Below are 21,666 nucleotides of genomic sequence, written 5' to 3'. Positions count from 1 at the left end.
AATCAGGGAAGGCCGTCATGGTCGAACAGATGCCGCAACGTCCGTTGAACCACCAGAAGGAGGACGTATCGAGGCGCGCTTTCGAGAGAATGCTACCTCCGGAATGGCAGGTCCATAATAGTACGGCGACCGATTATGGCGTGGACCTTCGTCTCGAATTTTTCTCGAAACTTGATGGCTCGAGTTCCGCAACAGCAACCGGCGACACCTGTGCAGTCCAGCTGAAATCAACGGCGCGCAAAGTTGGACAAGACGGGACGATTAGTGAGCGACTAAAAACTTCCACGCTCAATTACCTTGACCGCCTCCAAGATCCGGCCCTTCTCTGCATGGCGCTATTGGATGACCATGAAGAGGTTTTAGAGTTTCGCGCCGTTTGGCTGCACAGATTCGTGTGGAAGGCCGAGGATAATGACGCAGGCAAGGTGCGCATCTATTGGCCCGAATCGAGCCGCATCGACAAGCACACAATTGATTCCATTCACGCGGAGGTGCAACGCTTCCGCCTGGTCACAGACCGAAGCGGTCTAACGTCATTGCCGATATACATAGATGACCGAACCAGCCCAAAGCGATCCGCCGTCGTCGCAAGAGTTAAAAGCTTACTTCGCGAGGTTGGATTGCCGATCCAATTCGTCCCCTTCAAGCACGAGGCGATCTTGTGGATTGAAATCTCCGACACCGCTTTTCTTATAGACTTTGTGCGTAGTTCCGTCAGCGCATCAATACCTGAAACTGGCATGTCCGATAGCGAAATGTGCGGGCTCGTGCTCACATTCATGGCTCGCCCCCTCAGCCGCTTGGGCTTCGATGAGCTCGCACTAGACGTACTTGAGGCCGCACCAGTAACTGACGGCGCCGCGATTCCCGGCAACTGCCTTGTTATCGAAGATTCAGTTGCTCGAAGTCGGCGAAAAAACTATTTCTTGCAACTCCTTCCTAGCGCTGTTGCGCCTGAAGCTATTCTGACGTTCTTCCACCAGTGCCTGAAGATGTCGGCTGGTTTTCACGGAAAGAGCTCGTTTTCGGACCGGGATCTCGAAGAATTTCGAGGGGCGATCACTCGCATTTCCGAGGCCCGCGGAGTGGAAGCCGCGGCAGCCATGTCGTACTCCCTGGCGAATCATCTCTTCAATAATGAGCACGACTATTCGGCGGCAATTATGTTCTATAGCTGGGCAGCCGAGCTTGATGGCACATATGTTACCCGCGGCTATTTTAACGCCGAAATGGGAGCTACCCACTTTGAGAATGGTGCATTTGAAGAATCCGCTAAGTACTATCGTGCGGCCGTATCATGTCACGATGTCGCCGAAGACGAGCGGCACCGGAACCTGTGCAGAGTCCGCCTCGCGGACGCCCTAGCACATGCCGGGAATGTCGGGGATGCGATCCTCGAGCTCGAGGAAGTGACCCCTAACCTGGACGAGCTTGAAGGAGCACCGTGGGTATTGCTTTTGCTCGCACTGAAAACTCTCGAGTTGAACGAGAAGCATCTCCCGGCCCGCAATGCCTTGGAAGATCGGATAAGCTCGGCGCTTGACGGAACCTCTCAAGAATTCGATTTGCTGAAGCAATTGATACAGCTGATGGCTTTTTACTCTGACTCGTTTGAGAACGTCTGGCCGCTCGCGGCGGGAGGGCTGAGCCTTGAGGCCGACGGGCCTTTTGCGCAGGCCATGAATCCAATTTTGGTTTTAGCCTGGAGACATGAGGGCTCGCAGGCGTACGGGACGCTCGACCAAGTGTGTGACATCCTTCCCCCTGACGCTGCGACCTACCTAAGGGACACGGCTCTCAGGTGTTGGACGGATATTCAAACCATGCCTCCCGATCCTGTGGTCATTCGCGATTATTCGAAAGGGGACGTTCCTAACGTCATAAAATGGTTGCCATAATATCAGGAGTGCAATTCGATTCATGAATTCGATGTCATCCGACGCCTCCGATATCATAAAGCGGTGAAAGAACCCTACGGGTGTAGCGAACTCGAAGTCGCGGGAGGTCACTCAGCCTGGATTGCCGGACATTAGGGATGAATGATAGGCACAATTCCAACACCTTGACAAAGTTGCAACTCTTCCGCGGGAGCTGCATCCTCGGATTCATTGGACGGGAGCGCGTCCCCGCATATGCGGGAGCTCTCGTGCTTAAGACTCCCGGTGACGAGCGCTATAGGCCGGGCCCTCTAAGCAGGCCAATGCCTCACGGGCGCCCTCACTCACACGAACGCACTGACCCCCGTCAGCCGGCGCCCGACGATCAGGGACTGCATGGTGTCCGTGCCCTCGTAGGTGTGGAGGGCTTCGATGTCGGCCATGTGGCGGATCACGTGGTTCTCGAGCAGGATCCCGCTGCCGCCGAGGAGGTCGCGGGCGTCGGCCGCGATCTTGCGCGCGGCGCGGGTGTTGTGGACCTTCGCGAGCGACGCCTGCTCCGCGCTCAGGGCGCCGCCCTCCTCGAGCTGGGCGAGGCGGTGGCAGTAGAGCTGCATCGCGGTGAGGGTCTGCGCCATATCCGCGAGGCGCACCTGCACGTGCTGCGCCTTCGCGAGCGGCCGCCCGAACTGGATGCGGGTGCGGGCGTGCTCGAGCGCCGCCTCGAAGCACGCGATCGCGTGGCCGAGCGCGCCCCAGGCGACGCCCGCGCGCGTCGCGAACAGCACGCGCGAGGTGTCCTTGAAGGACCGCGCTTCGGGAAGGCGCGCATCGAGCGGGATCCGCACGTCGCGAAGCCGGATGTGCGCCTGGTGGATGGCGCGCAGGGCGACCTTGCCCGTGATCCGCTCGGCCTCGTAGCCGGGGAGAGCCTGCTCGACGAGGAAGCCGGAGACCTGCCCGTGCAGGGCTTCGTCGGAGGGATCATCGACGCGCGCCCAGACCACGGTGAGCTGGCCGTCGACCCCGTTGCCGATCCAGCGCTTCTCGCCGCTGAGCACCCACTCATCCCCGTCGCGGCGGGCGACCGTCTCGAGCGAGACCGAGTCGGAGCCGTGATCGGGCTCGGTGAGCGCGAAGGCGGCAAAGGCGCGACCGGTCACAACCTCCTCGACCCAGCGCTTCTTCTGCGCGTCCGAGCCCAGCAGCACGATCGAGCGCAGGGCGAGGCCGCCCTGGACGCCGACCATCGTGCCGACGCTGCCGTCGATGCGGGACAGCTCCATGTTCACCAGGCCCGTGCCGAGGGGGCTCAGGCGGCGGTGGCCGGGGATGTCCATTCCGTCGGTGAACAGATCCAGCTCGCCGAGGCGGCCGATGAGATCCGTGGGGTACTCCGCACGGTCCCAGCAGTCGTTGATGCGGGGCAGCACCTCTGCGGCGAGCGAGCGGGCGGTCTGCCAGGCCTCGAGATCATCGCCTGCGACGTCGGCGAACAGGGAGTAGAAGTCCGCCTCGGGCGCGAGAGGATCGGGGGCGAGGTCGACGCTCTGGCCGACGATCGCGGCCTCGTCGGAGCTGTTCACGCTGGTCATCAGTTCATCCTCTCGATGATGAGGGCCATCCCCTGGCCGCCGCCGACGCACAGCGTCGCGAGGCCGAGCGCGCCGTCGCGCTCCTGGAGGCCGTGGATCAGGGTGGTGGTCATGCGGGCGCCGGTCGAGCCCCACGGGTGGCCGAGCGCGATCGCGCCGCCGTGCACGTTGAGCCTGTCGTGATCGATGCCGAGGTCGTCGGCCGCGGGGAGCACCTGCGCGGCGAAGGCCTCGTTGAACTCGACCAGGTCGATGTCGGCCATGGTCATGCCGGCGAGCTTCAGCGCCCGGCGGGTCGCCTCCACGGGGCCGAGGCCCATGATCTCGGGGCTGAGGCCGGAGACGCCGGTCGCGACCACACGCGCCAGGGGGTTGAGTCCCAGGTCGCGGGCGTGGTCGTCGGCCATGAGGACGAGCGCGGCGGCGCCGTCGTTCAGCGGGCAGCAGTTGCCCGCGGTGACCGTCCCGCCGGGGCGGAACACGGGCTCGAGCGCGGAGACGGCCTCGAGGGTGACCCCCGCGCGGGGCGAGTCGTCGGCGCTGACCACGGTGCCGTCGGGCAGGGTGATCGGCGTGATGTCACGGGCGTAGAAGCCGGAGCCGATCGCGGCCTCGGCGCGGTTCTGCGAGCGCACCGCGTACTCGTCCTGCGCGGCACGGGAGACGCCGCGCAGCTCGGCGACGTTCTCGGCGGTCTGGCCCATGAGGATGTAGGCGTCGGGCACCTGGCCGTCCTCGCGCGGGTCGTGCCAGGGAGCGGGGATCTCGCGGCTCGCGCGCGCGGCGGTGCGCTCCCAGGCGCTGCGGAAGTACGGGTCGCGGGCGTCCTCCTCCATGAGCTTGCCGGTGCTCATCGAGATCGACTCGACGCCCGCGGAGATGATCGCCTTCGCCTCGCCCGCGCGGATCGCGTGGAAGGCGGAGCGGGTGGTCTCGATGCTCGAGGCGCAGAAGCGCGTGGTGGTCGCTGCGGGCACTGTGTCGAGGCCTAGGCGGATCGCGACGGTGCGGCCGAGGTTCCCGCCCTGGTAGCCCTCGGGGATCGCGCAGCCGAGCTGGAGGTCGTCGGTGGTGCGCGGATCGAAGCCCTCGAGCTGGTCGAGCGCGGCGGAGATGGTCTGGGCGGCCAGCTCATCCGGGCGCAGGGACGCGAGGGAGCCCTTGCGGGCGCGGCCGATGGGAGAGCGCGTGGCGGCGACGATGACGGCCTCGGGCATGGGTGCCTCCTGGGCGACGATGCGGGCAGGTGGTGCGGGCGGTAGGTGATACCGCGCGTACTACTAACTGGGTCCATTGTGGCGGCGCAGGGGTGCGGCGTCCAGTGGCGGGAGCGCCGCGGGCCGTTGTTCGGCGAGGTGTTTCAGGAGTTGTTCGCAGTTGTTCCGCGGATCCGGAAACAACTCCCCACGCCGCGCACGCCTCTCACCTGGGCATCTACACTTGGCATATGACCCCCCTCACCCCCGGCGGCGCGAACGGCGCCGCCCGCGACCTCGCCGCCGATCGCACCGACTATCTCGCCGGATCGCTCGCGGATGAGGCGCCCGCGGATCCGCTGGCCCTGTTCGACGCGTGGATGCAGGACGCCTTCGCGCGGCGCGAGGAGCACGGCGACCTGCCCGATCCGACCGCCGTCGTCCTCGCGACGGTCGACCTCACCGGCCCCGCCCCGCGCCCCCGCACCCGCACGGTGCTGCTGAAGGCCCATGATGCCGACGGGTTCGTCGTGTTCACGAACAAGGAGTCCGACAAGGGCCGCGAGCTCGCGGGCGATGCGCAGGCCTCCCTGCTGCTGCCCTGGTACGCGCTGCAGCGCCAGGTGCGCATCGAAGGCGCGATCACGGACGCTGCCGATCAGGAGGCCGACGACTACTTCGCCTCCCGCCCGCGCGGCTCGCAGATCGGCGCCTGGGCCTCGGACCAGTCCCGCCCGGTCGCCTCCCGCGAGGCGCTCGATGCGCAGTACGCCGAGGCGGAGGCGCGCTTCGCGGACTCCGAGACCGTGCCCCGACCCCCGCACTGGGGCGGGTACCGCCTGCGCCCCGAGCGGATCGAGTTCTGGCAGGGCCGCGCCTCCCGCATGCACGACCGCATCGTCTTCACCCTCGGAGCGGACGGCTCCTGGAGCCGGGAGCGGCTGCAGCCGTGAGCACCTCCGCAGCGGGATCGCCCCTGTTCACCATCGAGGTGCCGGCAGCGGAAGACGCCGAGGCGCTCGCCCTCGTGCACGTGCGCACCTGGCGCGAGGCCTACACCGGGCTCATGCCGGAGGAGTTCTGGAGCCCGGCGGCGCTCAAGCGCCGCATCGCCATGTGGACCGCCATCCTCACCGAGTGGGATGACACGGAGATCCGCTCCCGCCTGCGCATCGCCCGCGACGCCGCGACCGGCGAGCCCGTCGGCTTCGCCCTCGCCGGCCGGGCGCGCGAGGCGGAAGGGGTCAGCGCCGCGCCGCGCGCCGAGGAGCTGCATGCCCTCAACGTGCTGGCGTCGTTCTACGGCACCGGGGTCGCGCAGGCCCTGGTGGGGGAGCTGCTCGGCGAGCGCCCCGCGTTCCTGTGGGTCGCCGATCCGAATCCGCGGGCCCAGCGCTTCTACGAGAAGATCGGGTTCGCGCCCGACGGGACCGTGAAGCACGACGCCGCGCTGGACGGCCTGCGCGAGATCCGGATGGTGCGCTGAGGGGTCAGCCGATGCGCGCGTGCTCGCGCAGCACCTCGGGGCGCACCACGTCGATGTCGACGTCGGTCTGGATCCCGTCGACGCTGCCGTCGAAGCGCACCTGCCACACCGCCCACTCATACTCGGGTCGGCCCGCGTCGCTGTAGAGCCAGGCAGGGCGGCCCTCGGCCGACGGCAGCCCGTAGTGGGAGCGCCAGTCGCTCGAGGAGTACATGACCATGCGTCGGCCCCAAGCCTCCTCGACGATCGCGATGAACGCGTCGACCTCGGCCTGGGCGTCGGCCGCCTCGGGCCGGGCGTCGCACGCGCCGTCGAACTCGAGATCCAGGGCGGGCGGCAGCGCGGAGTCGTCGACCGGAGCGGCCGCGAGGAAGTCGCGGGCCTGGTCAGCGCCCGGGGAGCACAGCGTGAAGTAGTGGTAGGCGCCGGGGGTGACGCCCGCGGACTTCGCCCCGCGCCAGTTGTCGGCGAACTCCGGGTCGATGTAGCCCGAGCCCTCGGTGGCCTTGATGTACGCGACCGAGACGCCGTCCGCGCGCACGGCCTTCCAGTCGATCTGCTCCTGGTGATTGGCGACGTCGATGCCGAGCACCTCCCCGTCCTCGAGCACCGTGCCCGCGGGGAGCTGCGCGAGGGCGGGCGCATCGGTCGGGACGTCGGGCGCGACCATCGCGTCGTCGTCGGCCCGGTGGGGAGCGGGGGACGGATCGCCGAGGGCGGTCGCCGTCGGATCGAGCACTCCGGGAGCCTTGGCACCGGGATCGCCGCGGCCGAGCAGCGCGGCGCACGACCCGATCGCCAGCAGCAGCACGAGGCCGAGCCCGGCGACGGCGATGATCTGGCGTCGGCGCACTTCCTCGCGGGTGAAGCGGCGGGGGCGCGGCGAAGGGCGGGAGTGGGCGCCGGGCGGTGGCGAGATGCTCATCGGGCGGGGCGGATCAGCGCGCGTAGCGGCGGGCGAAGGCGCCGAGCAGCGCGGCGGCGTGATGGGTGTCGACCTCGCGCACGCGGGCGATGAGATCCTCCATCTCCGCGGGGTCGAAGTAGCCGTTATCGCGGTACACGCGGATGCGGTGCTCAAGGCCGGCGGCGTCGAGCTCCGGGTGGAACTGGGTCGCATACAGGTTCTCGCGCACCCGGAACATCTGCACGGGCGCGTTCTCTCCGCTGCCGAGCAGCACCGCGTGCGCGGGAAGCTGCGTGACGGCCTCCTTGTGGCCGACGAATCCGGTGAACTGCGCGGGCACCCCCGCCTCGCGCACGAGCGGATCGGCCAGCCCCTCCTCGGTGAGCGTCACGGTGACCCCGCCGACGGCCTCGCCGTAGGTGCGGTCGATCAGCCCGCCCTGGTGCACGCCGAGCGTGCCGACGCCGTAGCAGGCGCCGAAGAAGGGGAAGTCGGCCTCGACCACCTCGTCCAGCAGCGCCGCGAGATCGGACTCCGCGCGCCGCTGCTCGGGCGACTTCTCCTCGTCGGGGTCCGAGGTGTTGAACGGGGAGCCGCCGAGGATGATCCCTGAGATCTCCTCGAGGTCGATGGGGGGCAGCGGGGCGTCGTGGATCCGCACATGGCGCAGCTGCTCAGGCTCGAGACCGGTGAAGCGCAGCACCGCCTCGTACTCGCCGCGGGCGGCGTCATCCTCGGGGCGGGTCGCGATGAGCAGGAACGGGCGCATGGGCACATTGTGTCGCACGGTGGAGGTTGTGTCGCATCGGGTGGGCCCTGGGCGGCGGGCCGACGCGACCTCGGTCAAGGCGGGAAGCCCAGGACAGGCCCCGCCCCTCTAGGATCGATGGCGCCGATGACGCCGCCTGCGGAAGGAACCCCCATGACCGACGCACCCTCCCCCACCAGCCCTTCTCCTGTCGAGAGCGCCGCCGCGACGACGGCCGAGGAGTCCCGCGACCTGGTGCGCTCCGCGGTGGATGACGTCTCAGCGATCCTCCCGGGCTGGCTCGCGGACCTGCGCGCGGCGCACCGGCTGACGGGCGTGCAGGTGGCCCTGTGGCACGAGGGCGAGATCGTGGCGGAGGCGGCCGAGGGCGCGGCGGATGCGCCCGCCGGGATCGACCTGCTGCCCACGCACCGGGTCCGCATCGCCTCGCACTCGAAGATGTTCTGCGCTCTCACGATCATGCGCCTGCGCGAGCAGGGGCTGCTGCGCCTGGACGACACCCTCGGCGAGTGCGTGCCCGATCTCGCGGGCACGCCCGTCGCGGATCGCACCGTGCGCGACCTCCTCTCCCACTCCGCAGGCATCACGCGCGACGGGGCCGACGCCAGCTGGTGGCAGCTGGAGCGTCGATTCCCGGACCGGGACGAGCTGATCGCGATGGCGAAGGACGGCGCCGTGGTCAGCGATCCGGGCATTCACCTGCAGTACTCGAACATCGGGTACGGACTGCTGGGCCTGGTGATCGAGGAGGTCACGGGGAAGACCTTCGCCGAGGCCGTGGCGGAGCTGGTGCTCGCGCCCGTCGGCGCCGGCGGAGAGGACATGCCCATCGGCCCGGACCTGCCCGCGGATGCTCCGGGCGCGGAGGACCCGCACGGCTTCGCCGCTGGTCACACGGGCCTTCTGCATGGTGAGCGCCGCGTGGTCGAGCAGATCCCGACGGGAGCGCTCGCCCCTGCGACCGGCTTCTGGGCGACCGCGAGCGCGATCGCCGCGTTCGCCGGGGAGGTGCTGACCCGCGGTGCGCTGCTGGAGCCGGCGAGCCTGCGCGAGATGCGCCGGCGCGTCTGGACCGTCGCGGAGGGCCGCCACTACGGGCTCGGCCTGCAGGAGGGGACGCTGCACGGCTTCCACGTGCTCGCCCACTCCGGCGGGTTCCCGACGGGGCTGACCCGCACCTGGGCCGCTCCCGCCGAGAAGCTCTCGATCAGCGTGCTGGGCACCTCGATCGACGCGCCGACGTCCGCGATCGCCGCGGGGATCCTGGGCCTGCTGGCGCTCGCCAGCGGACGCCCCGCCCCCGACGCCGGTGCGCACGAGAGCGCAGGCGCGCTCGGCGGCGCCGGGAACGGCCGCGAGCGCCCCGCCCCGCTTGCCGAGCAGGACGGCGTGCAGATCGACGGTCGCGAGGTGAGCGCGCAGGAGATCGCGAGTGCCGTCGTGGGCACCTTCGACTGCGTGTGGGGCCGATCGCGCCTCGCCGTGCTCGGCGACCGGCTGTTCATGCTGGATGCGGCTGCGCTCGACCCCGCGCAGGGGGCGCTCGAGCTCGCCGTCGCCGGGGTGCGCAAGGATCCCGCCGATCCGGAGGCGAGCGTCGTCGCGCTCATGCCCTGGGGCGATGCGGGCTACGGCTCCTGGGCGGAGCCCGTGCTCGCGCGCCTCACCGCCGGGGAGGGCGAGGGGGCCGACGGGGCTCGCACGCTGCGCTGCACCGGGCTGTGGGACACCGGCCAGCTGCTCGTGCCCACCGCCGATTTCGCACTGCCGGAGCGGGTGCAGGCGCCGCGGTGAGCGGGGCTGGTGCGGTGTGCGGGGGCGGCGGGGAGCCGCGCCTGGTCGGGCTGCGGCGGCGTCGAGGTGGCAGGCGCTCTGCGGGACGGCGACCTCTCGATCATCCTCATGTGCCGCGTGCGGCCGGGCACGACGCTCGGGATCGGCAGGCAGGCTGCCCAGCAGCGATTCGGCGGCTGAGTCTGCCGAGAGCGCGGCGTCTGCAGGGCCAGCCGCTCAGCGCTCCTCGGCCCCCAGCATCGCCCGCAGGTCGGCCCCGAGCCCGCTGACGCGCACGGGGACCTCCGGCCGCACGAAGGTCTCGGGGGTGACGACGAAGCCCTGGTGCTCCACCACCTTCCCGCCTTCCAGCACGACGGCGGAGCCGTTCAGCGCGTAGCCGCAGCTGCGGGACACCCCGAACGACGGCGCGTTCCCGAGGATGGCCGCGGACTCCGCGCGCCGCGCCCCAAGGTGGTCGAACGCGAGCACGAGGGCGGCCTGGCGCATCAGCTTCCCGTACCCGCGCCCCTGGGCATCGAGGGTCAGCCAGGACCCGGAGCCGATCGTGCGGCGGCGGGCGAAATCGGTCGCGTTCAGGTCCTGGCAGCCGATCAGCTCGCCGTGGGCCCAGATGCCGAGCGCGAGAGCCCACTTCTCGGCGCTGAGGCCGGAGCGCAGCGACCATTGGAAGGCGAGCGCGCCGCGGATCCGCTCCTGCTCCGGCACCGCGTACCAGGGGAAGACGTGGTCGGCCGTCTCGTCGGCGAAGATCGGGCGGCGCAGCAGGTCCGTGTACTCGGGGAGGTCCGCATCGCGCAGCAGGCGCAGGGTCAGATCACCCGCCTGGATCTCGAGCGCGAACGGCGGGAAGAGCGAGCACAGATCGGACATTCGGCCAGTATAGGGCCGTCTGTATCCTGTCAGCATGACGAAATCACCGCTCTCCCCCACTCCTGCTGACGCTGCCGCGCGCGTGCTGCTCACCGGATTCGAGCCCTTCGACGCGGCCGCCTCCAACGAGTCCTGGGAGGCGGTGCGGCGTGCGGCCCCGCTGCTGCGCGAGCGCGGGATCGACGTCGTGGAGCGCGAGCTGCCCGTCGAGTTCGGCCGCTCCGGCGACCTCCTGCTCGAGGCGATCGCCGAGGTGCGCCCGACGCTCGTTGTCGCAGTCGGCCTCGCGGCGGGACGCCCGGACATCACCCCCGAGCGTGTCGCCGTGAACATCCAGGACGCGCGCATCCCCGACAACGCCGGCGCCTCCCCCGTCGATGCGCCGAGCGCCGAGGGCGGGCCCGTCGGCTACTTCTCCACCCTTCCCATCAAGGCGATGGTGCAGGCGAGCCGCGACGCCGGGGTGCCGGCGAGCGTCTCGCAGACGGCCGGCACCTTCGTCTGCAACGACATCTTCTACCGCCTCCAGCATCACCTCGCCGCCAGCGGCGCGGGGGCCGACGGGGTGCGCGGCGGCTTCATCCACGTCCCCTCGGCCGACGTCGTCTCGGCCGACGACGCCGCACGCTCCCTCGTGGCGATGGTGGAGGCGGCGCTCGCCGCGACCGAGGACATCGCGGTCGCGGGCGGCGCTGAGCACTGAGCAACGCGATCTGCGCACTGGGCACGGGGCACGGGGCACGGGGCACTGAGCACTGAGCACTGTGGCCAGGGGGCGCGGTCCAGGGACGGGTCGCCAGCGGCATCGCGACCCGCTCCCTGGGAATCACACACCTGTCATTATCCCCAGCTGTGGATAACTCTGGGGAGAACCTGCCGGGGGGTGTGGACCGCAGGGGGATGACCCCGCTCGCACAGTGGATCAGCGGCCTCGGGCCTGGTGCCGAAGGGCGAGGTTGAGCCTCTTACAGGCACAACGAAGCCCCGCCGCCTGCAGAACTACAGACCTGTCATTCATCCCCACTGGTGGACAACGGTGTGGATAACTGTGGATCCACACCCCGCGCACGGACCTCTGGGCACGACGAAGCCCTCCTTCCCTGGGGAAGGAGGGCTTCGTCGGGATGCCGTCAGCGCGTCGCCGTCAGTACAGGGACCCTGTCGGCACCGTCAGCGCCTTCACGGCCACGAGCGCGATGCACAGCAGCAGCCCGGCGCCGAGCACCGCGGCGTGGATCAGGGCCGAGCGCCGTGCGAGCGCGGCCCGGTCGGCCCCCGGCGTCGCCTTCGGGCGCAGGGCGAACATCGCGAACGCGGCCGCCGTTCCCATTACGAGACCGCCCAGGTGCCCCTGCCAGGAGATCCCGGGGACGGTGAAGGTGATGACGATGTTCAGGACGATCAGCACGATGATCTGCCGGGCCTCGCCGCCGAGGCGGCGGCTCGTCACGAACATCGCCCCGAACAGGCCGAACACTCCGCCGCTCGCACCCAGGGTCCCGGTGATCCAGGACGGATCGGCCGGGGAGGCGAGAAGCAGCACCGCCACGTGCCCGGCGATCACGGACAGCAGGAAGATCCCTGCGTAGCGCCAGTGTCCGAGCGTGCGCTCGAGGAACTGACCCACCGCCCACAGCGCATACATGTTCAGCAGCAGGTGCATCACGCCGCCGTGCAGGAAACCGCTGGTGATGAAGGTCCACGGCATCGCCAGGGCCCGGATCGGAGCGAACAGCATCGGCTGCTCGAACGCCGTGCCGATCAGCATCTGCCCGCCGAACGCGAGCGCGCACAGTGCGATCAGCACGTACGTGACGATCGGGGTCTGGGTGCCCATGCGCCCGCCCGCGGCGTTGCGCGGCTGCGACCCGGCCTGAGCCGCCGCGAGCTCCCGCTCGCAGTCCACGCAGAGCATGCCTACGGGCGCCTGGCGCTGGCACTGCCCGCACGCCGGGCGGCCGCAGCGCTTGCAGCGCACGTAGCTGACCTGGTCGGGGTGGCGCGGGCAGGTCGGCGCGGCCTGCGCGTCGGCCGATGGGAGGCCTGGCTGGAGGGGGCCCTGCCCGGAGGCGGACTGCTGGCCGTAGGCGGACTGTTGGCCGTGGGGGATCTGCTGCCCGTAGGCCGGCTGCTGCCCGTAGGCCGACTGCGGGGAGGGGGCCTGCCCGTAGGCGGGACGCTCGGAAGGGGCCTGCTCTGCACCCGGGGCGCCGGCCGACGGGAGTCCGTAGCTGGGCCGCGCCCCGGGCGCGGGGGACGGCCCCGGCAGGGGCGCCGCGGCGGGCCGCTCGCCGGGCTGCTCGCCGGCCTGCTCGTCGGGGCCGTAGCCGTAGCCGTAGGTGGGTCGATCGCTCATGCCCTATTCCTACAGGAGCGCCCTGTCAGCTCAGGCGCGCGAGGCCGACGCGCCTGGAACAAGATCGTGATTCTGTGCCAAGAAATGGCACAGAATCACGATCTCGCGGCCCCTGGAAGGGGCCAGGTGCAGCGTCCCGCGGCCGGGCCCCACCGCCGCCAGGCCCCGCCCCGCCCCGCCCCGCACCGCACCGCACCGCGCCCCTCACCGCATCGCCCCGCATAGAACGAGACCGACGCCCTGTTCCAGGAAATGGAACAGGGCGTCGGTCTCGCGGCTGGCGTCGGTCGCGAGAGGCGCGGCCGGCGCGGGTCGCCGAGCTCTGAACCCGGCAGGTGCCGGGCGTCAGATCACTTCTCGATGGTCACCGAGTTGATGACGACGTCCTCGAGGGGGCGATCGCGCATGTCGGTCTTGACCTTGCCGATCGCGTCGACGACCTTCTTGGACTCGTCGTCGGCCACCTTGCCGAACACGGTGTGCTTGCCGTGCAGGTACTGGGTGGGGGCGACGGTGATGAAGAACTGCGAGCCGTTGGTGCCCGAGGGGCGGCCGGTGATCGCGTTCATGCGCTTGCCCGCGTTGGCCATGGCCAGCATGTAGGGCTCGTCGAAGTTGTTGGGGTTGATCTCATCGTCGAAGTTGTAGCCCGGGCCGCCGGTGCCCGTGCCCAGGGGGTCGCCGCCCTGGAGCATGAAGCCGTCGATGATGCGGTGGAAGATGACGCCGTCGTAGAACGGACGCGTGACCTTCTGGCCCGACTCGGGGTCGGTGAACTCGCGCGATCCCTCGGCGAGGCCGACGAAGTTGGCGACGGTCTTGGGAGCGTCGTTCTCGAACAGCTCCAGGCGGATATCGCCCTGATTCGTGTGCAGTGTTGCGAACATGCGGCCATCCTCGCACAGGCCCCTGACGCACGGGAGAGCGCCCCGCATGCGCCGCGCCGCGCGCCGCAGAGGGCCCCTCCAGAAGACTGCGAAGACCCTGGAACCTGGTGCAGTGCGTCACGGTATGGTGACAGCACTCGTGACCGGCAGGCGCACGGGGCGGTCTCGCCGCCTCCCCATCCGCACCCGTCCGTCACCTCTGCACCTCGCCGGTCCCACCCGGCGACCTCCATCTGAAAGGGGTGTTCGCGCATGGCGCTGAACAAGAAGCGTGCCGCCAAGGCCGCCAAGAAGGCCCGCAAGAACGCGGAGAAGACCGCGCACAAGTACGGCAAGAAGTTCTCCAAGCAGGCGTCGAACATGGGCGATGAGGCCAGCAAAAAGACCGAAAAGGCGCTCTCCGAGCTCCAGAAGCTGGCCGACAACGCCGGCTCCTCGCTCGCCGACAGCACCAAGGACGTCCGCAAGAAGGCCTCCGCCCTCGTCGACAACGTCCGCCCCCAGGTCGAGGACGCGCTCCACGACAGCGGCGAGAAGATCGCCCAGCTCACCGACCGCATCGGCCCCCGCGCCGAGCAGCTGCGCCACGACCTGCAGGACGACTACTTCCCGCGCGCGAAGAAGACCGCCGCGACCACCGGCACCGTGCTGAGCACCGCCGTGGCCGCAGCCGTCGACGCCGCCCGCCACGAGCTCGCCTCCGGCCAGGACGACATCCGCAAGGCGGCCACCAAGCCCGCTCCGAAGAAGACCGCCAAGCGCGCCGGCACCGTCCTGCTCGTGCTCGGCCTCGCCGCGGCCGGCGCCGCAGCGGGCTACGTGGTGTGGAAGCGCACCCGCCCGGTCGAGGATCCGTGGGCACCGCCCGCCGACTTCGCTCGCGCGCACTACCCCGCCTCGGCCTCCACCGAGTCCGACGCCACCGAGGTCTCCGACACCGTCGGCGGCGCGGAGGCAGGGGACGTCGCCTCCTCGCTCCGCACCGGCAACGGGGACGCTGCGACCTCCAACACCGAGGACCGCATCGCCGACACGACCCCCCACGAGGTCAAGTTCGACTCCGCCGACGAGCCCCGCGGCAACCACCGCGGCGACGCCTGAGCGAACCGCTGCTGATCCCCTGATCAGCGCCCCTGCACCGGCCCCCTGGCATCGCGCCAGGGGGCCGGTGCGCGTTCCAGCGGCCATCGCGCCCTCCTGTGCTGCCACGCATGCCGATGTCCCGCGCCTGCCGATGCCCCCCCACTCTCAGGGGCTGCAGCGCCTTCCTAGACTGGAGCGATGACCCCACAGACCCCCGCCTCCCCCGCCCCGCCGGAGGTCGGCGCCGGCCGCTACGCCCCCTCCCCGAGCGGCGACCTGCACCTGGGGAACCTGCGCACCGCGATCCTCGCCTGGGTGCTGGCGCGGCGCAGCGGCCGCGCGTTCCGTCTGCGCCTGGAGGATCTGGATCGCGTCCGTGAGGGCGCCGCGCAGCGCCAGCTCGAGGACCTCGCCGCCCTCGGCCTCGACTGGGACGGGGATGTGATGGTCCAGAGCGAGCGCGGGGACGCCTACGCGCAGGCCCTCGGCCGTCTCCAGGATGAGGGCCGGGTCTTCGAGTGCTTCTGCACGCGGCGCGAGATCCTCGAGGCGCCGTCGGCCCCCCATGCGCCCCCCGGGGCCTACCCGGGCACCTGCCGGGATCTGAGCCCGCAGGAGCGCGAGGAGGGGGCCGCGAAGATGCTCGCCCTGCAGCGCGAGCCCGCACTGCGGCTGCGCGCAGGCGTGCGCGAGTTCTCGGTCGAGGACCACTTCGCCGGCACGGTCACGGCCGACGTCGACGACTTCGTGCTGCGCCGCGGCGACGGCGTGGCCGCCTACAACCTCGCGGTCGTGGTGGACGACGCCGCGCAGGGAGTGGACCAGGTGACCCGCGGGGACGACCTGCTGACGTCGGCCCCGCGCCAGGCCTACCTCGCGACGCTCCTCGGCGCCCCCGTGCCGGCGTACGCGCACGTGCCGCTCGCGCTGAACACCGCGGGCGCGCGGCTCGCGAAGCGCGATGGCGCGGTCACCCTGCGCGACCGCCTCGCGCGCGGGGAGAGCGCAGGGGACGTCGTCGGCCGGATCGGCGACTCCCTCGGGGTGCCCGGCTGCCGCACGGCGCGCGACGTGCTCGAGCGCTGGGATCCGGCGATGCTGCCGCAGGAGCCGTGGGTGGTGGAGCTGCCGGGCTGAGCGGCGCCCCGGCGCAGCAGCCGGGGAGCGGAGGCGCAGGGCTGCGGAGCGCCGGCAGCAGCCAGAAGACGCGGAAGCGGCCCTGCTGATCTCTCGGTCGGCAGGGCCGCTTCAGTGCTGCAGTGCGGGGCGAGCCGCGGTCCGCGCGGGGATCAGTCCTCGCGGGTGTCCTCGACGCGGGGCGCGGTGGAGGCGCGGGAGGTCGCAGGCTCGCCCTGGATCTCGCCCTCGCCGTTCTTCGGGCCCCACAGGAGCGAGGCGACGGTCGCGATCACCATCGAGCCGACGATCACGCCGAGGGACACGAAGGTGTTGACCTCGGGGATGCGCTCGAGGACGTGGAAGCCGGGGATCCACTCCAGCGGCGCCTCGTGGATCGCGTGGATGATCAGCTTCACACCGATGAACGCGAGGATCGCGGCGATGCCGTAGTGCAGGTACACGAGGCGATCCACCAGCCCGCCCAGCAGGAAGTACAGCTGGCGCAGGCCCATCAGCGCGAACAGGTTCGCGGTGAACACGATGAACGGGTTCTGCGTGATGCCGAAGATCGCGGGGATCGAATCGATCGCGAACATGACGTCGGTCAGGCCGATCACGATGAAGACCATCAGCATCGGGGTGAACATGCGCTTGCCGTCCACGACGGTGCGCAGCTTGTTGCCGTCGTACTCGCTGTGGAACGGGAGGAAGCGGCCGACGATCCGCTGGATGCGGCTCTCGCCCTCCTCCTCGTCGCTGTGGTCGTCCTCCTTGACCTGGGTCCATGCCGTGTAGAGCAGGAACAGGCCGAAGATGTAGAAGATCCACGACAGGTGCTCGATCGCGACCGCGCCGATCATGATGAAGATGGCGCGGGCGATCAGCGCGATGATGATGCCCACCATCAGCACTTCCTGCTGGTACTTCCTGGGCACGGCGAACCTGCCCATGATCAGGATGAACACGAACAGGTTGTCGACCGAGAGGGAGTACTCGGTCAGCCAGCCCGTCAGGAACTCGACGGAGGCGTGGTGGGTGTCGTCCACGACGTAGAGGACGACGGCGAAGATCAGCGCGAGGGAGACGTAGAAGCCCACCCAGGCGACGCACTCCTTCATGGAGGGCACGTGCGGGCGCTTGATGACCAGCAGCAGGTCGACGATGATGATCGCCACCAGCACCGCCAGCGCGGTGATCTCGAATGTCAGGGATATCTCACCCATGCAGGGACCTCTCGGGTTCGTTCGGTGGAGGGTGCGGCGCGAGGGAGCGTCGTAGGACGGCGCCCGAGAAGCACAGCGGAATGGACCCAGGGTATCGGGCGGCCCTCCGCGAGGCTGTGAGCGGCCCCTCGATCAGCGCTCTGGGAAACGTGACATGCGGCGGGCCCGCATGGGCAGGCGGGCCGACGGGTCAGGACCGACGGCGCCGCGCTGGCAGGCGGGCCGACGGGTCAGCGCACGCGGCGCAGGCGCAGCAGTCCGTCCTCGTGGTGGCCGTGGCGGTGCTCGACGGCGGGCCGCTCCACGAGCTCCTCCCGCTCGACCTCCCACTCGTCGGCCGGAAGCGCCAGCTCCTCGCGCTCCTGCGCGGGATCGAGCAGCGTCAGCGACGAGTGGTGCGCGTGCGGCGAACCCGGGGCGGGAGCCGCGTGGGAGAGGATCACCAGGCGCCCGTTCGGGGCGAGGGCGGCGGCGGCCCGGCGCAGGATCAGCGTGCGCTCCAGCTCCTGCTCCGAAAGGAAGAACGAGGCGGTCACGAGGTCGAAGGGGCCCTCGAGCAGGGTCGCGGCCTCGCGGTCGGCTCCGAGGGCGGCCCCGGGAGCGCTGCGGGCCCAGGGGCTGAGGTCGACGGCGAGGAAGCGGATCCGCTCCGGATCGAGCCCGGCCGCCTCCGCTGCGCGCGTCGCGCGGTCGACGGCGCTCGGGGAGATGTCGGCGCCGAGCACGTCCCAGCCCTGCTGCGCCAGCCAGATCGCGTCCCCGCCCTCCCCGCACCCGAGGTCGAGCGCGCGGCCCGGCGGCAGATCGCCGACGGCGGCGGAGAGCGTGCCGTTGACCGCTCCGGACCAGATCGTCTCCGCCGCGGCATAGCGCTGCTCCCAGTACGCCGCGGGGTCCTCCCCCTCGTCCGCGGCCGGGACCACCGCGTGGGTGTCGGACGCGGTGGCGTCGGACGAGGTGGGAGCGGACGAGGAGGGAGCGGCGGGGTCGCGATCGGGAGTCGTCATGAGGGTCAGGGTATCCAGGCGCGCCCGTAGGCTTGGCGCATGAGCCATCGCGCGACGTCTCCCGCCCCCGCTGCCCGCTCCCGCGCCGAGGAGGAGGCGGTCGACGCCCGGCTCGCGCGCACCTTCGACCTGCGGCTCGCCCGCTACGGCGACGATCTGCGCCGCGGCCTCGAGGTGTGCTTCGGCGAGCGCGCCGGCGAGACCTTCGAGCGTGTGCTCGCGATCATCGCGGCGGCGCTCGCGGACCGACCGGAGGATCTGCGCGACCTCGACGAGGCGCGGCTGCTCGCGCCCGACTGGCTGCAGGATCCCTCGATGCTCGCCTACGTCGCCTACGCGGACCGCTTCGGCGGTGACCTGCGCGGCGTCGCGCAGCACCTGGACCACCTCGCCTCCCTCGACGTCACTCACCTGCACCTGATGCCGCTGCTCGACCCGCGCCCCGGGGACAGCGACGGCGGGTACGCGGTGCGCGACTACCGCACGGTGCGCAGCGACCTCGGCTCGATGGCGGATCTGCGCTCCCTCGCCGCAGACCTCCACTCCCGCGGCATGAGCCTGGAGCTCGACCTCGTGCTGAACCACGTGGCGATGGAGCACGAGTGGGTGGCGCGCGCGAAGGCCGGCGAGCAGCGGTACCTGGACTACTTCCTCACCTACCCGGACCGCGAGATGCCCGACCGCTGGGAGCAGAGCCTGCCCGAGGTCTTCCCCGACTTCGCCCCCGGAAACTTCACCTGGGACGAGGACCTGGGGCGCTGGGTGTGGACCACGTTCAACGCCTTCCAGTGGGACCTGGACTGGTCCAACCCCGACGTCTTCTGCGAGTTCCTCGAGATCATCTGCTTCCTCGCGAACCAGGGCGTGGACGTGCTGCGCCTGGACGCGATCGCCTTCACCTGGAAGCGGATGGGCACGAACTGCCAGAACCTCCCGGAGGTCCACCAGCTCACCCGCGCCCTGCGCGCGGCGGCCCGCATCGCCGCGCCGGCGCTCGCCTTCAAGGCCGAGGCGATCGTCGGCCCGCAGGACCTGATCCATTACCTCGGCACCGGCGAGAGCAGCGGCAAGGTCTCCGAGATGGCGTACCACAACACCTTCATGGTGCAGCTGTGGTCGGCGCTCGCGAGCCGCGACACCCGGCTCCTGGCCACGGCGCTCGGCAAGTTCCCCGCGAAGCCCGCCTCGACCACCTGGGCGACCTACGTGCGCTGCCACGACGACATCGGCTGGGCGATCACTGACGAGGACGCCGCCGACGTCGGCCTCAGCGGCCACGGCCACCGCGCGTTCCTCTCCGCGTTCTACGCGGGCGAGTTCCCGGACTCCTTCGCCCGGGGGCTCGTCTTCCAGCACAACCCCGCCACCGGCGACACGCGCATCTCGGGCTCCCTCGCCTCTCTCGCCGGGCTCGAGCGCGCCCTCGCCGCAGGGAACGACGCAGCCGCGGATCTCGCCGTGCGCCGGATCCTGCTGCTGCACGCGGCGATGCTCGGCTTCGGCGGCCTGCCGCTGCTCTACATGGGCGATGAGATCGCGCTGCTGAACGACGAGAACTGGGCCGAGGATCCCGAGCATGCGGCCGACAACCGCTGGGTGCACCGGCCCGCGATGCCGTGGGGCGAGGTCGCCCGCGCGGAGGCCGACGCCGCCGCGGAGCGTCCCTCCACTCCCGCCGGGAAGGTGCTGCGGGGGATGCGCCACCTCATCGCGGTGCGCCGCTCCCTGCCGCATCTCCACGCGAGCGTCGAGTCGCACGTGGTCGGCGGGCAGGATCCGCGACTGCTGATCCTGCGCCGCGAGCACCCGCTGGGCACGATGCTGCAGGTCCTGAACGTCTCGGAGCACCCGGTGGAGCTCGACACCGCGCTCCTCCAGGAGGCCCTCGGGCACGGCGCCCGCGAGGCTCTCACCGGCGCGCGCTGGAGCTTCGACGTGCCCAGCATCGCCGTCGGCCCCTACCAGGCGCTCTGGTTCATCCAGGACGCGCAGGCGGCCTGAGGAGTAGCCTCGAAGGGACGACGGCGTCGGCGCGGGCACTGGCCCCGCGATCCCCTCCCCGCCCTCGCCCCCGGAAGCAGGCCCCATGCCCCGCACGTCCTCCGACATCGCCCGCCGCACCCGCTGGGCGTACCTGGTGTGGGGCGCGGCGATGCTCGCCTACATCGCGACCGTCGCCGGGCGCTCCAGCATCGGGGTCGCCTCGGTGCAGGCGATGGACCGCTTCCACGTGGGCGCCGGAGCGCTGTCCGTGTTCGGCGCGGTGCAGCTGGGCACCTACGCGGCCGCCCAGTTCCCCGCCGGGCTGCTGCTGGACCGCTTCGGGCCGCGCCGAATGCTGCTGATCGGCAGCGCCGTGATGCTCGTCGGCCAGACCCTCATGGCCCTCACCCCCCTCTACCCGCTCGCCGTGCTCGCGCGCGTGCTGATCGGCGCGGGGGACGCCGCGATCTTCATCTCCGTGATCCGCCTGATCGCCGCGTGGTTCCGCCCGCGCATGGCACCCCTGTTCACCCAGCTCACGGGCGTGCTCGGGCAGTCGGGCCAGGTCATCGCCGCGGTGCCGTTCTTCGCGGTGCTGCTGTCGGCCGGATGGAGCGCCGCGTTCGGGATGATCGCCGCCCTGCTGCTCGTCGGCGCTCTCGCGGTGCTCCTGCTCGTGCACGACGAGCCCGCGGGCGACCTGCCCACCGGCGCGATCCCCGTCGTCGGCGCGTCCCCGCGCCCCGTGCTGCGCGACGTCCTGACCTCCCCCGGCGCATGGGCGGGCATGTTCGCGCACTGGGTCACGCTGTTCTCGGTGAACGTGTACGTGGTCATGTGGGGCGTGCCGCTGCTGACCCAGGGCCACGGCGCGACCCCGGGGACCGTCTCGCTGCTGCTGAGCATCCAGGTGCTCGCCGGGATGGTCTTCGGTCCCGTGATCGGCGCGCTCTCGGGCCGCTTCCCCCAGCGTCGCGTGCTGCTGGTCGCCGTGACCGTCGCGGTCCACCTCGCCGGCTGGATCGTGATGCTCGCCTGGCCCGGCCAGCACTCCACCGCGCTGCTGATCGCCTTCTCCTGCACGATGGCGCTCGGCGCCGCCGCGAGCGGACTCGGCTTCGACCTCGCCCGCACCGGCGTCTCGCCGATGTCGGTGGGCACCGCGACGGGCTTCGTGAACATCGGCGGCTTCGGCGCGGGTCTCGTGGGCGTGCTGATCGTCGGCATGATGCTCGAGGCGCTCGCCCCCGGCCGGGACGCCGCGCTCGCCGATCATCGCCTCTCCTGGGCTGCGCTCGCCGTGCCCATGGCGGCGGGCCTGATCGGCTTCGCCGTCGCGGTCGCACGGGGCGGGGCGCGCCCGGCGCCCGAGCGCCGCGCCGGCGGATCGATCGCAGCCCCGATCGCGATCGCCGACGGCCAGGCCGGCGCGCGCGCCGGGTCCGGTCCCGCGGCCTGACGCGGGGGCGGCCCCCGGCTTGAGGCGGGCGGGCAGGGCCCCTCGTCGGCCC

Annotated in this window: 18 protein-coding genes; 9 read left to right on the top strand and 9 right to left on the bottom strand. The window is 70.8% G+C overall.

What is annotated here, in order from left to right; translation table 11 throughout:
• Window positions 1-17 precede the first annotated feature (17 nt).
• Window positions 18-1,898, top strand: a complete 1,881-nt coding sequence (locus Bequi_RS12685; RefSeq protein ID WP_249738305.1) for a DUF4365 domain-containing protein — start codon at window positions 18-20, stop codon at window positions 1,896-1,898.
• Window positions 1,899-2,221: 323 nt separating this feature from the next.
• On the opposite strand, the gene Bequi_RS12680 is transcribed toward Bequi_RS12685, so the two are convergent.
• The gene (locus Bequi_RS12680) at window positions 2,222-3,472 is read right to left on the bottom strand and encodes an acyl-CoA dehydrogenase family protein (RefSeq protein ID WP_249738304.1); all 1,251 of its coding nucleotides are present in this window, start codon (window positions 3,470-3,472) and stop codon (window positions 2,222-2,224) included.
• On the bottom strand, window positions 3,472-4,689 hold the full coding sequence (locus tag Bequi_RS12675; protein WP_249738303.1) for an acetyl-CoA C-acetyltransferase: 1,218 nt from the start codon (window positions 4,687-4,689) through the stop codon (window positions 3,472-3,474). The genes Bequi_RS12680 and Bequi_RS12675 overlap by 1 nt, the downstream gene beginning before the upstream one ends.
• 230 nt (window positions 4,690-4,919) lie before the next feature.
• Between Bequi_RS12675 and pdxH the strand changes: the two genes are divergently transcribed.
• Window positions 4,920-5,621 carry a pyridoxamine 5'-phosphate oxidase gene (gene pdxH, locus Bequi_RS12670; protein ID WP_249738302.1) on the top strand — a complete coding sequence of 234 codons (702 nt, stop codon included), beginning with the start codon at window positions 4,920-4,922 and terminating at the stop codon, window positions 5,619-5,621.
• Window positions 5,618-6,154, top strand: a complete 537-nt coding sequence (locus Bequi_RS12665) for a GNAT family N-acetyltransferase (protein WP_249738301.1) — start codon at window positions 5,618-5,620, stop codon at window positions 6,152-6,154. The genes pdxH and Bequi_RS12665 overlap by 4 nt, the downstream gene beginning before the upstream one ends.
• Before the next feature lie 4 nt (window positions 6,155-6,158).
• On the opposite strand, the gene Bequi_RS12660 is transcribed toward Bequi_RS12665, so the two are convergent.
• Both Bequi_RS12660 and Bequi_RS12655 read right to left on the bottom strand, forming a co-directional pair.
• On the bottom strand, window positions 6,159-7,079 hold the full coding sequence (locus Bequi_RS12660; RefSeq protein WP_249738300.1) for a GH25 family lysozyme: 921 nt from the start codon (window positions 7,077-7,079) through the stop codon (window positions 6,159-6,161).
• A 13-nt stretch (window positions 7,080-7,092) separates the two neighbouring features.
• Complete coding sequence (locus Bequi_RS12655) at window positions 7,093-7,830, bottom strand: glutamine amidotransferase (protein WP_249738299.1); 738 nt, start codon at window positions 7,828-7,830, stop codon at window positions 7,093-7,095.
• A 153-nt stretch (window positions 7,831-7,983) separates the two neighbouring features.
• On the opposite strand from Bequi_RS12655, the gene Bequi_RS12650 reads away from it, so the two are divergent.
• Window positions 7,984-9,624 carry a serine hydrolase domain-containing protein gene (locus Bequi_RS12650; RefSeq protein WP_249738298.1) on the top strand — a complete coding sequence of 547 codons (1,641 nt, stop codon included), beginning with the start codon at window positions 7,984-7,986 and terminating at the stop codon, window positions 9,622-9,624.
• Between the two features lie 216 nt (window positions 9,625-9,840).
• On the opposite strand, the gene Bequi_RS12645 is transcribed toward Bequi_RS12650, so the two are convergent.
• Window positions 9,841-10,497, bottom strand: a complete 657-nt coding sequence (locus Bequi_RS12645; RefSeq protein WP_249738297.1) for a GNAT family N-acetyltransferase — start codon at window positions 10,495-10,497, stop codon at window positions 9,841-9,843.
• 34 nt (window positions 10,498-10,531) lie between these two features.
• Between Bequi_RS12645 and pcp the strand changes: the two genes are divergently transcribed.
• Window positions 10,532-11,200, top strand: coding sequence for a pyroglutamyl-peptidase I (gene pcp / locus Bequi_RS12640; protein ID WP_249738296.1), 669 nt, complete (start codon window positions 10,532-10,534; stop codon window positions 11,198-11,200).
• A 441-nt stretch (window positions 11,201-11,641) separates the two neighbouring features.
• On the opposite strand, the gene Bequi_RS12635 is transcribed toward pcp, so the two are convergent.
• Complete coding sequence (locus tag Bequi_RS12635) at window positions 11,642-12,853, bottom strand: rhomboid family intramembrane serine protease (protein WP_347272006.1); 1,212 nt, start codon at window positions 12,851-12,853, stop codon at window positions 11,642-11,644.
• A 350-nt stretch (window positions 12,854-13,203) separates the two neighbouring features.
• Window positions 13,204-13,740: a peptidylprolyl isomerase gene (locus Bequi_RS12630; protein WP_249738295.1), complete on the bottom strand. Its 537-nt coding sequence runs from the start codon at window positions 13,738-13,740 to the stop codon at window positions 13,204-13,206.
• A gap of 252 nt (window positions 13,741-13,992) precedes the next feature.
• Here Bequi_RS12630 and Bequi_RS12625 point away from each other — a divergent pair, with 252 nt between their 5' ends.
• Together Bequi_RS12625 and gluQRS are read left to right on the top strand one after the other, a co-directional pair.
• Window positions 13,993-14,841 (top strand): hypothetical protein, encoded by an 849-nt coding sequence (locus Bequi_RS12625; RefSeq protein ID WP_249738294.1) that lies wholly within the window; start codon window positions 13,993-13,995, stop codon window positions 14,839-14,841.
• A gap of 180 nt (window positions 14,842-15,021) precedes the next feature.
• The gene (gene gluQRS, locus Bequi_RS12620; RefSeq protein WP_249738293.1) at window positions 15,022-15,960 is read left to right on the top strand and encodes a tRNA glutamyl-Q(34) synthetase GluQRS; all 939 of its coding nucleotides are present in this window, start codon (window positions 15,022-15,024) and stop codon (window positions 15,958-15,960) included.
• 152 nt (window positions 15,961-16,112) lie between these two features.
• Here gluQRS and Bequi_RS12615 read toward each other — a convergent pair whose 3' ends face one another.
• Together Bequi_RS12615 and Bequi_RS12610 are read right to left on the bottom strand one after the other, a co-directional pair.
• Window positions 16,113-17,165 carry a TerC/Alx family metal homeostasis membrane protein gene (locus Bequi_RS12615; RefSeq protein ID WP_249738292.1) on the bottom strand — a complete coding sequence of 351 codons (1,053 nt, stop codon included), beginning with the start codon at window positions 17,163-17,165 and terminating at the stop codon, window positions 16,113-16,115.
• A gap of 230 nt (window positions 17,166-17,395) precedes the next feature.
• Window positions 17,396-18,172, bottom strand: a complete 777-nt coding sequence (locus tag Bequi_RS12610) for a class I SAM-dependent methyltransferase (protein WP_249738291.1) — start codon at window positions 18,170-18,172, stop codon at window positions 17,396-17,398.
• Between the two features lie 39 nt (window positions 18,173-18,211).
• On the opposite strand from Bequi_RS12610, the gene Bequi_RS12605 reads away from it, so the two are divergent.
• Window positions 18,212-20,173 (top strand): amylosucrase, encoded by a 1,962-nt coding sequence (locus Bequi_RS12605; protein WP_249738290.1) that lies wholly within the window; start codon window positions 18,212-18,214, stop codon window positions 20,171-20,173.
• A gap of 85 nt (window positions 20,174-20,258) precedes the next feature.
• Window positions 20,259-21,614 carry an MFS transporter gene (locus tag Bequi_RS12600; protein ID WP_249738289.1) on the top strand — a complete coding sequence of 452 codons (1,356 nt, stop codon included), beginning with the start codon at window positions 20,259-20,261 and terminating at the stop codon, window positions 21,612-21,614.
• The last annotated feature ends 52 nt before the right edge of the window (window positions 21,615-21,666 follow it).

This window comes from Brachybacterium equifaecis (assembly GCF_023509525.1).
In the GTDB taxonomy this organism is placed as follows: Bacteria; Actinomycetota; Actinomycetes; order Actinomycetales; family Dermabacteraceae; genus Brachybacterium; species Brachybacterium equifaecis.
Note: the sequence above shows the minus strand (reverse complement) of the source record. Positions and strands in the feature narration are given on the sequence as shown.

What these genes read in the sequence shown, in the direction of transcription:
- Bequi_RS12605 (WP_249738290.1), top strand. Translation starts at nt 18,212, where the DNA reads ATGAGCCATCGCGCGACGTCTCCCGCCCCCGCTGCCCGCTCCCGCGCC.
- pdxH (WP_249738302.1), top strand. Translation starts at nt 4,920, where the DNA reads ATGACCCCCCTCACCCCCGGCGGCGCGAACGGCGCCGCCCGCGACCTC.
- pcp (WP_249738296.1), top strand. Translation starts at nt 10,532, where the DNA reads ATGACGAAATCACCGCTCTCCCCCACTCCTGCTGACGCTGCCGCGCGC.
- Bequi_RS12630 (WP_249738295.1), bottom strand. Translation starts at nt 13,740, where the DNA reads ATGTTCGCAACACTGCACACGAATCAGGGCGATATCCGCCTGGAGCTG.
- Bequi_RS12685 (WP_249738305.1), top strand. Translation starts at nt 18, where the DNA reads ATGGTCGAACAGATGCCGCAACGTCCGTTGAACCACCAGAAGGAGGAC.
- gluQRS (WP_249738293.1), top strand. Translation starts at nt 15,022, where the DNA reads ATGACCCCACAGACCCCCGCCTCCCCCGCCCCGCCGGAGGTCGGCGCC.
- Bequi_RS12680 (WP_249738304.1), bottom strand. Translation starts at nt 3,472, where the DNA reads ATGACCAGCGTGAACAGCTCCGACGAGGCCGCGATCGTCGGCCAGAGC.
- Bequi_RS12675 (WP_249738303.1), bottom strand. Translation starts at nt 4,689, where the DNA reads ATGCCCGAGGCCGTCATCGTCGCCGCCACGCGCTCTCCCATCGGCCGC.
- Bequi_RS12660 (WP_249738300.1), bottom strand. Translation starts at nt 7,079, where the DNA reads ATGAGCATCTCGCCACCGCCCGGCGCCCACTCCCGCCCTTCGCCGCGC.
- Bequi_RS12610 (WP_249738291.1), bottom strand. Translation starts at nt 18,172, where the DNA reads ATGACGACTCCCGATCGCGACCCCGCCGCTCCCTCCTCGTCCGCTCCC.
- Bequi_RS12645 (WP_249738297.1), bottom strand. Translation starts at nt 10,497, where the DNA reads ATGTCCGATCTGTGCTCGCTCTTCCCGCCGTTCGCGCTCGAGATCCAG.
- Bequi_RS12650 (WP_249738298.1), top strand. Translation starts at nt 7,984, where the DNA reads ATGACCGACGCACCCTCCCCCACCAGCCCTTCTCCTGTCGAGAGCGCC.
- Bequi_RS12615 (WP_249738292.1), bottom strand. Translation starts at nt 17,165, where the DNA reads ATGGGTGAGATATCCCTGACATTCGAGATCACCGCGCTGGCGGTGCTG.
- Bequi_RS12655 (WP_249738299.1), bottom strand. Translation starts at nt 7,830, where the DNA reads ATGCGCCCGTTCCTGCTCATCGCGACCCGCCCCGAGGATGACGCCGCC.
- Bequi_RS12625 (WP_249738294.1), top strand. Translation starts at nt 13,993, where the DNA reads ATGGCGCTGAACAAGAAGCGTGCCGCCAAGGCCGCCAAGAAGGCCCGC.
- Bequi_RS12600 (WP_249738289.1), top strand. Translation starts at nt 20,259, where the DNA reads ATGCCCCGCACGTCCTCCGACATCGCCCGCCGCACCCGCTGGGCGTAC.
- Bequi_RS12635 (WP_347272006.1), bottom strand. Translation starts at nt 12,853, where the DNA reads ATGAGCGATCGACCCACCTACGGCTACGGCTACGGCCCCGACGAGCAG.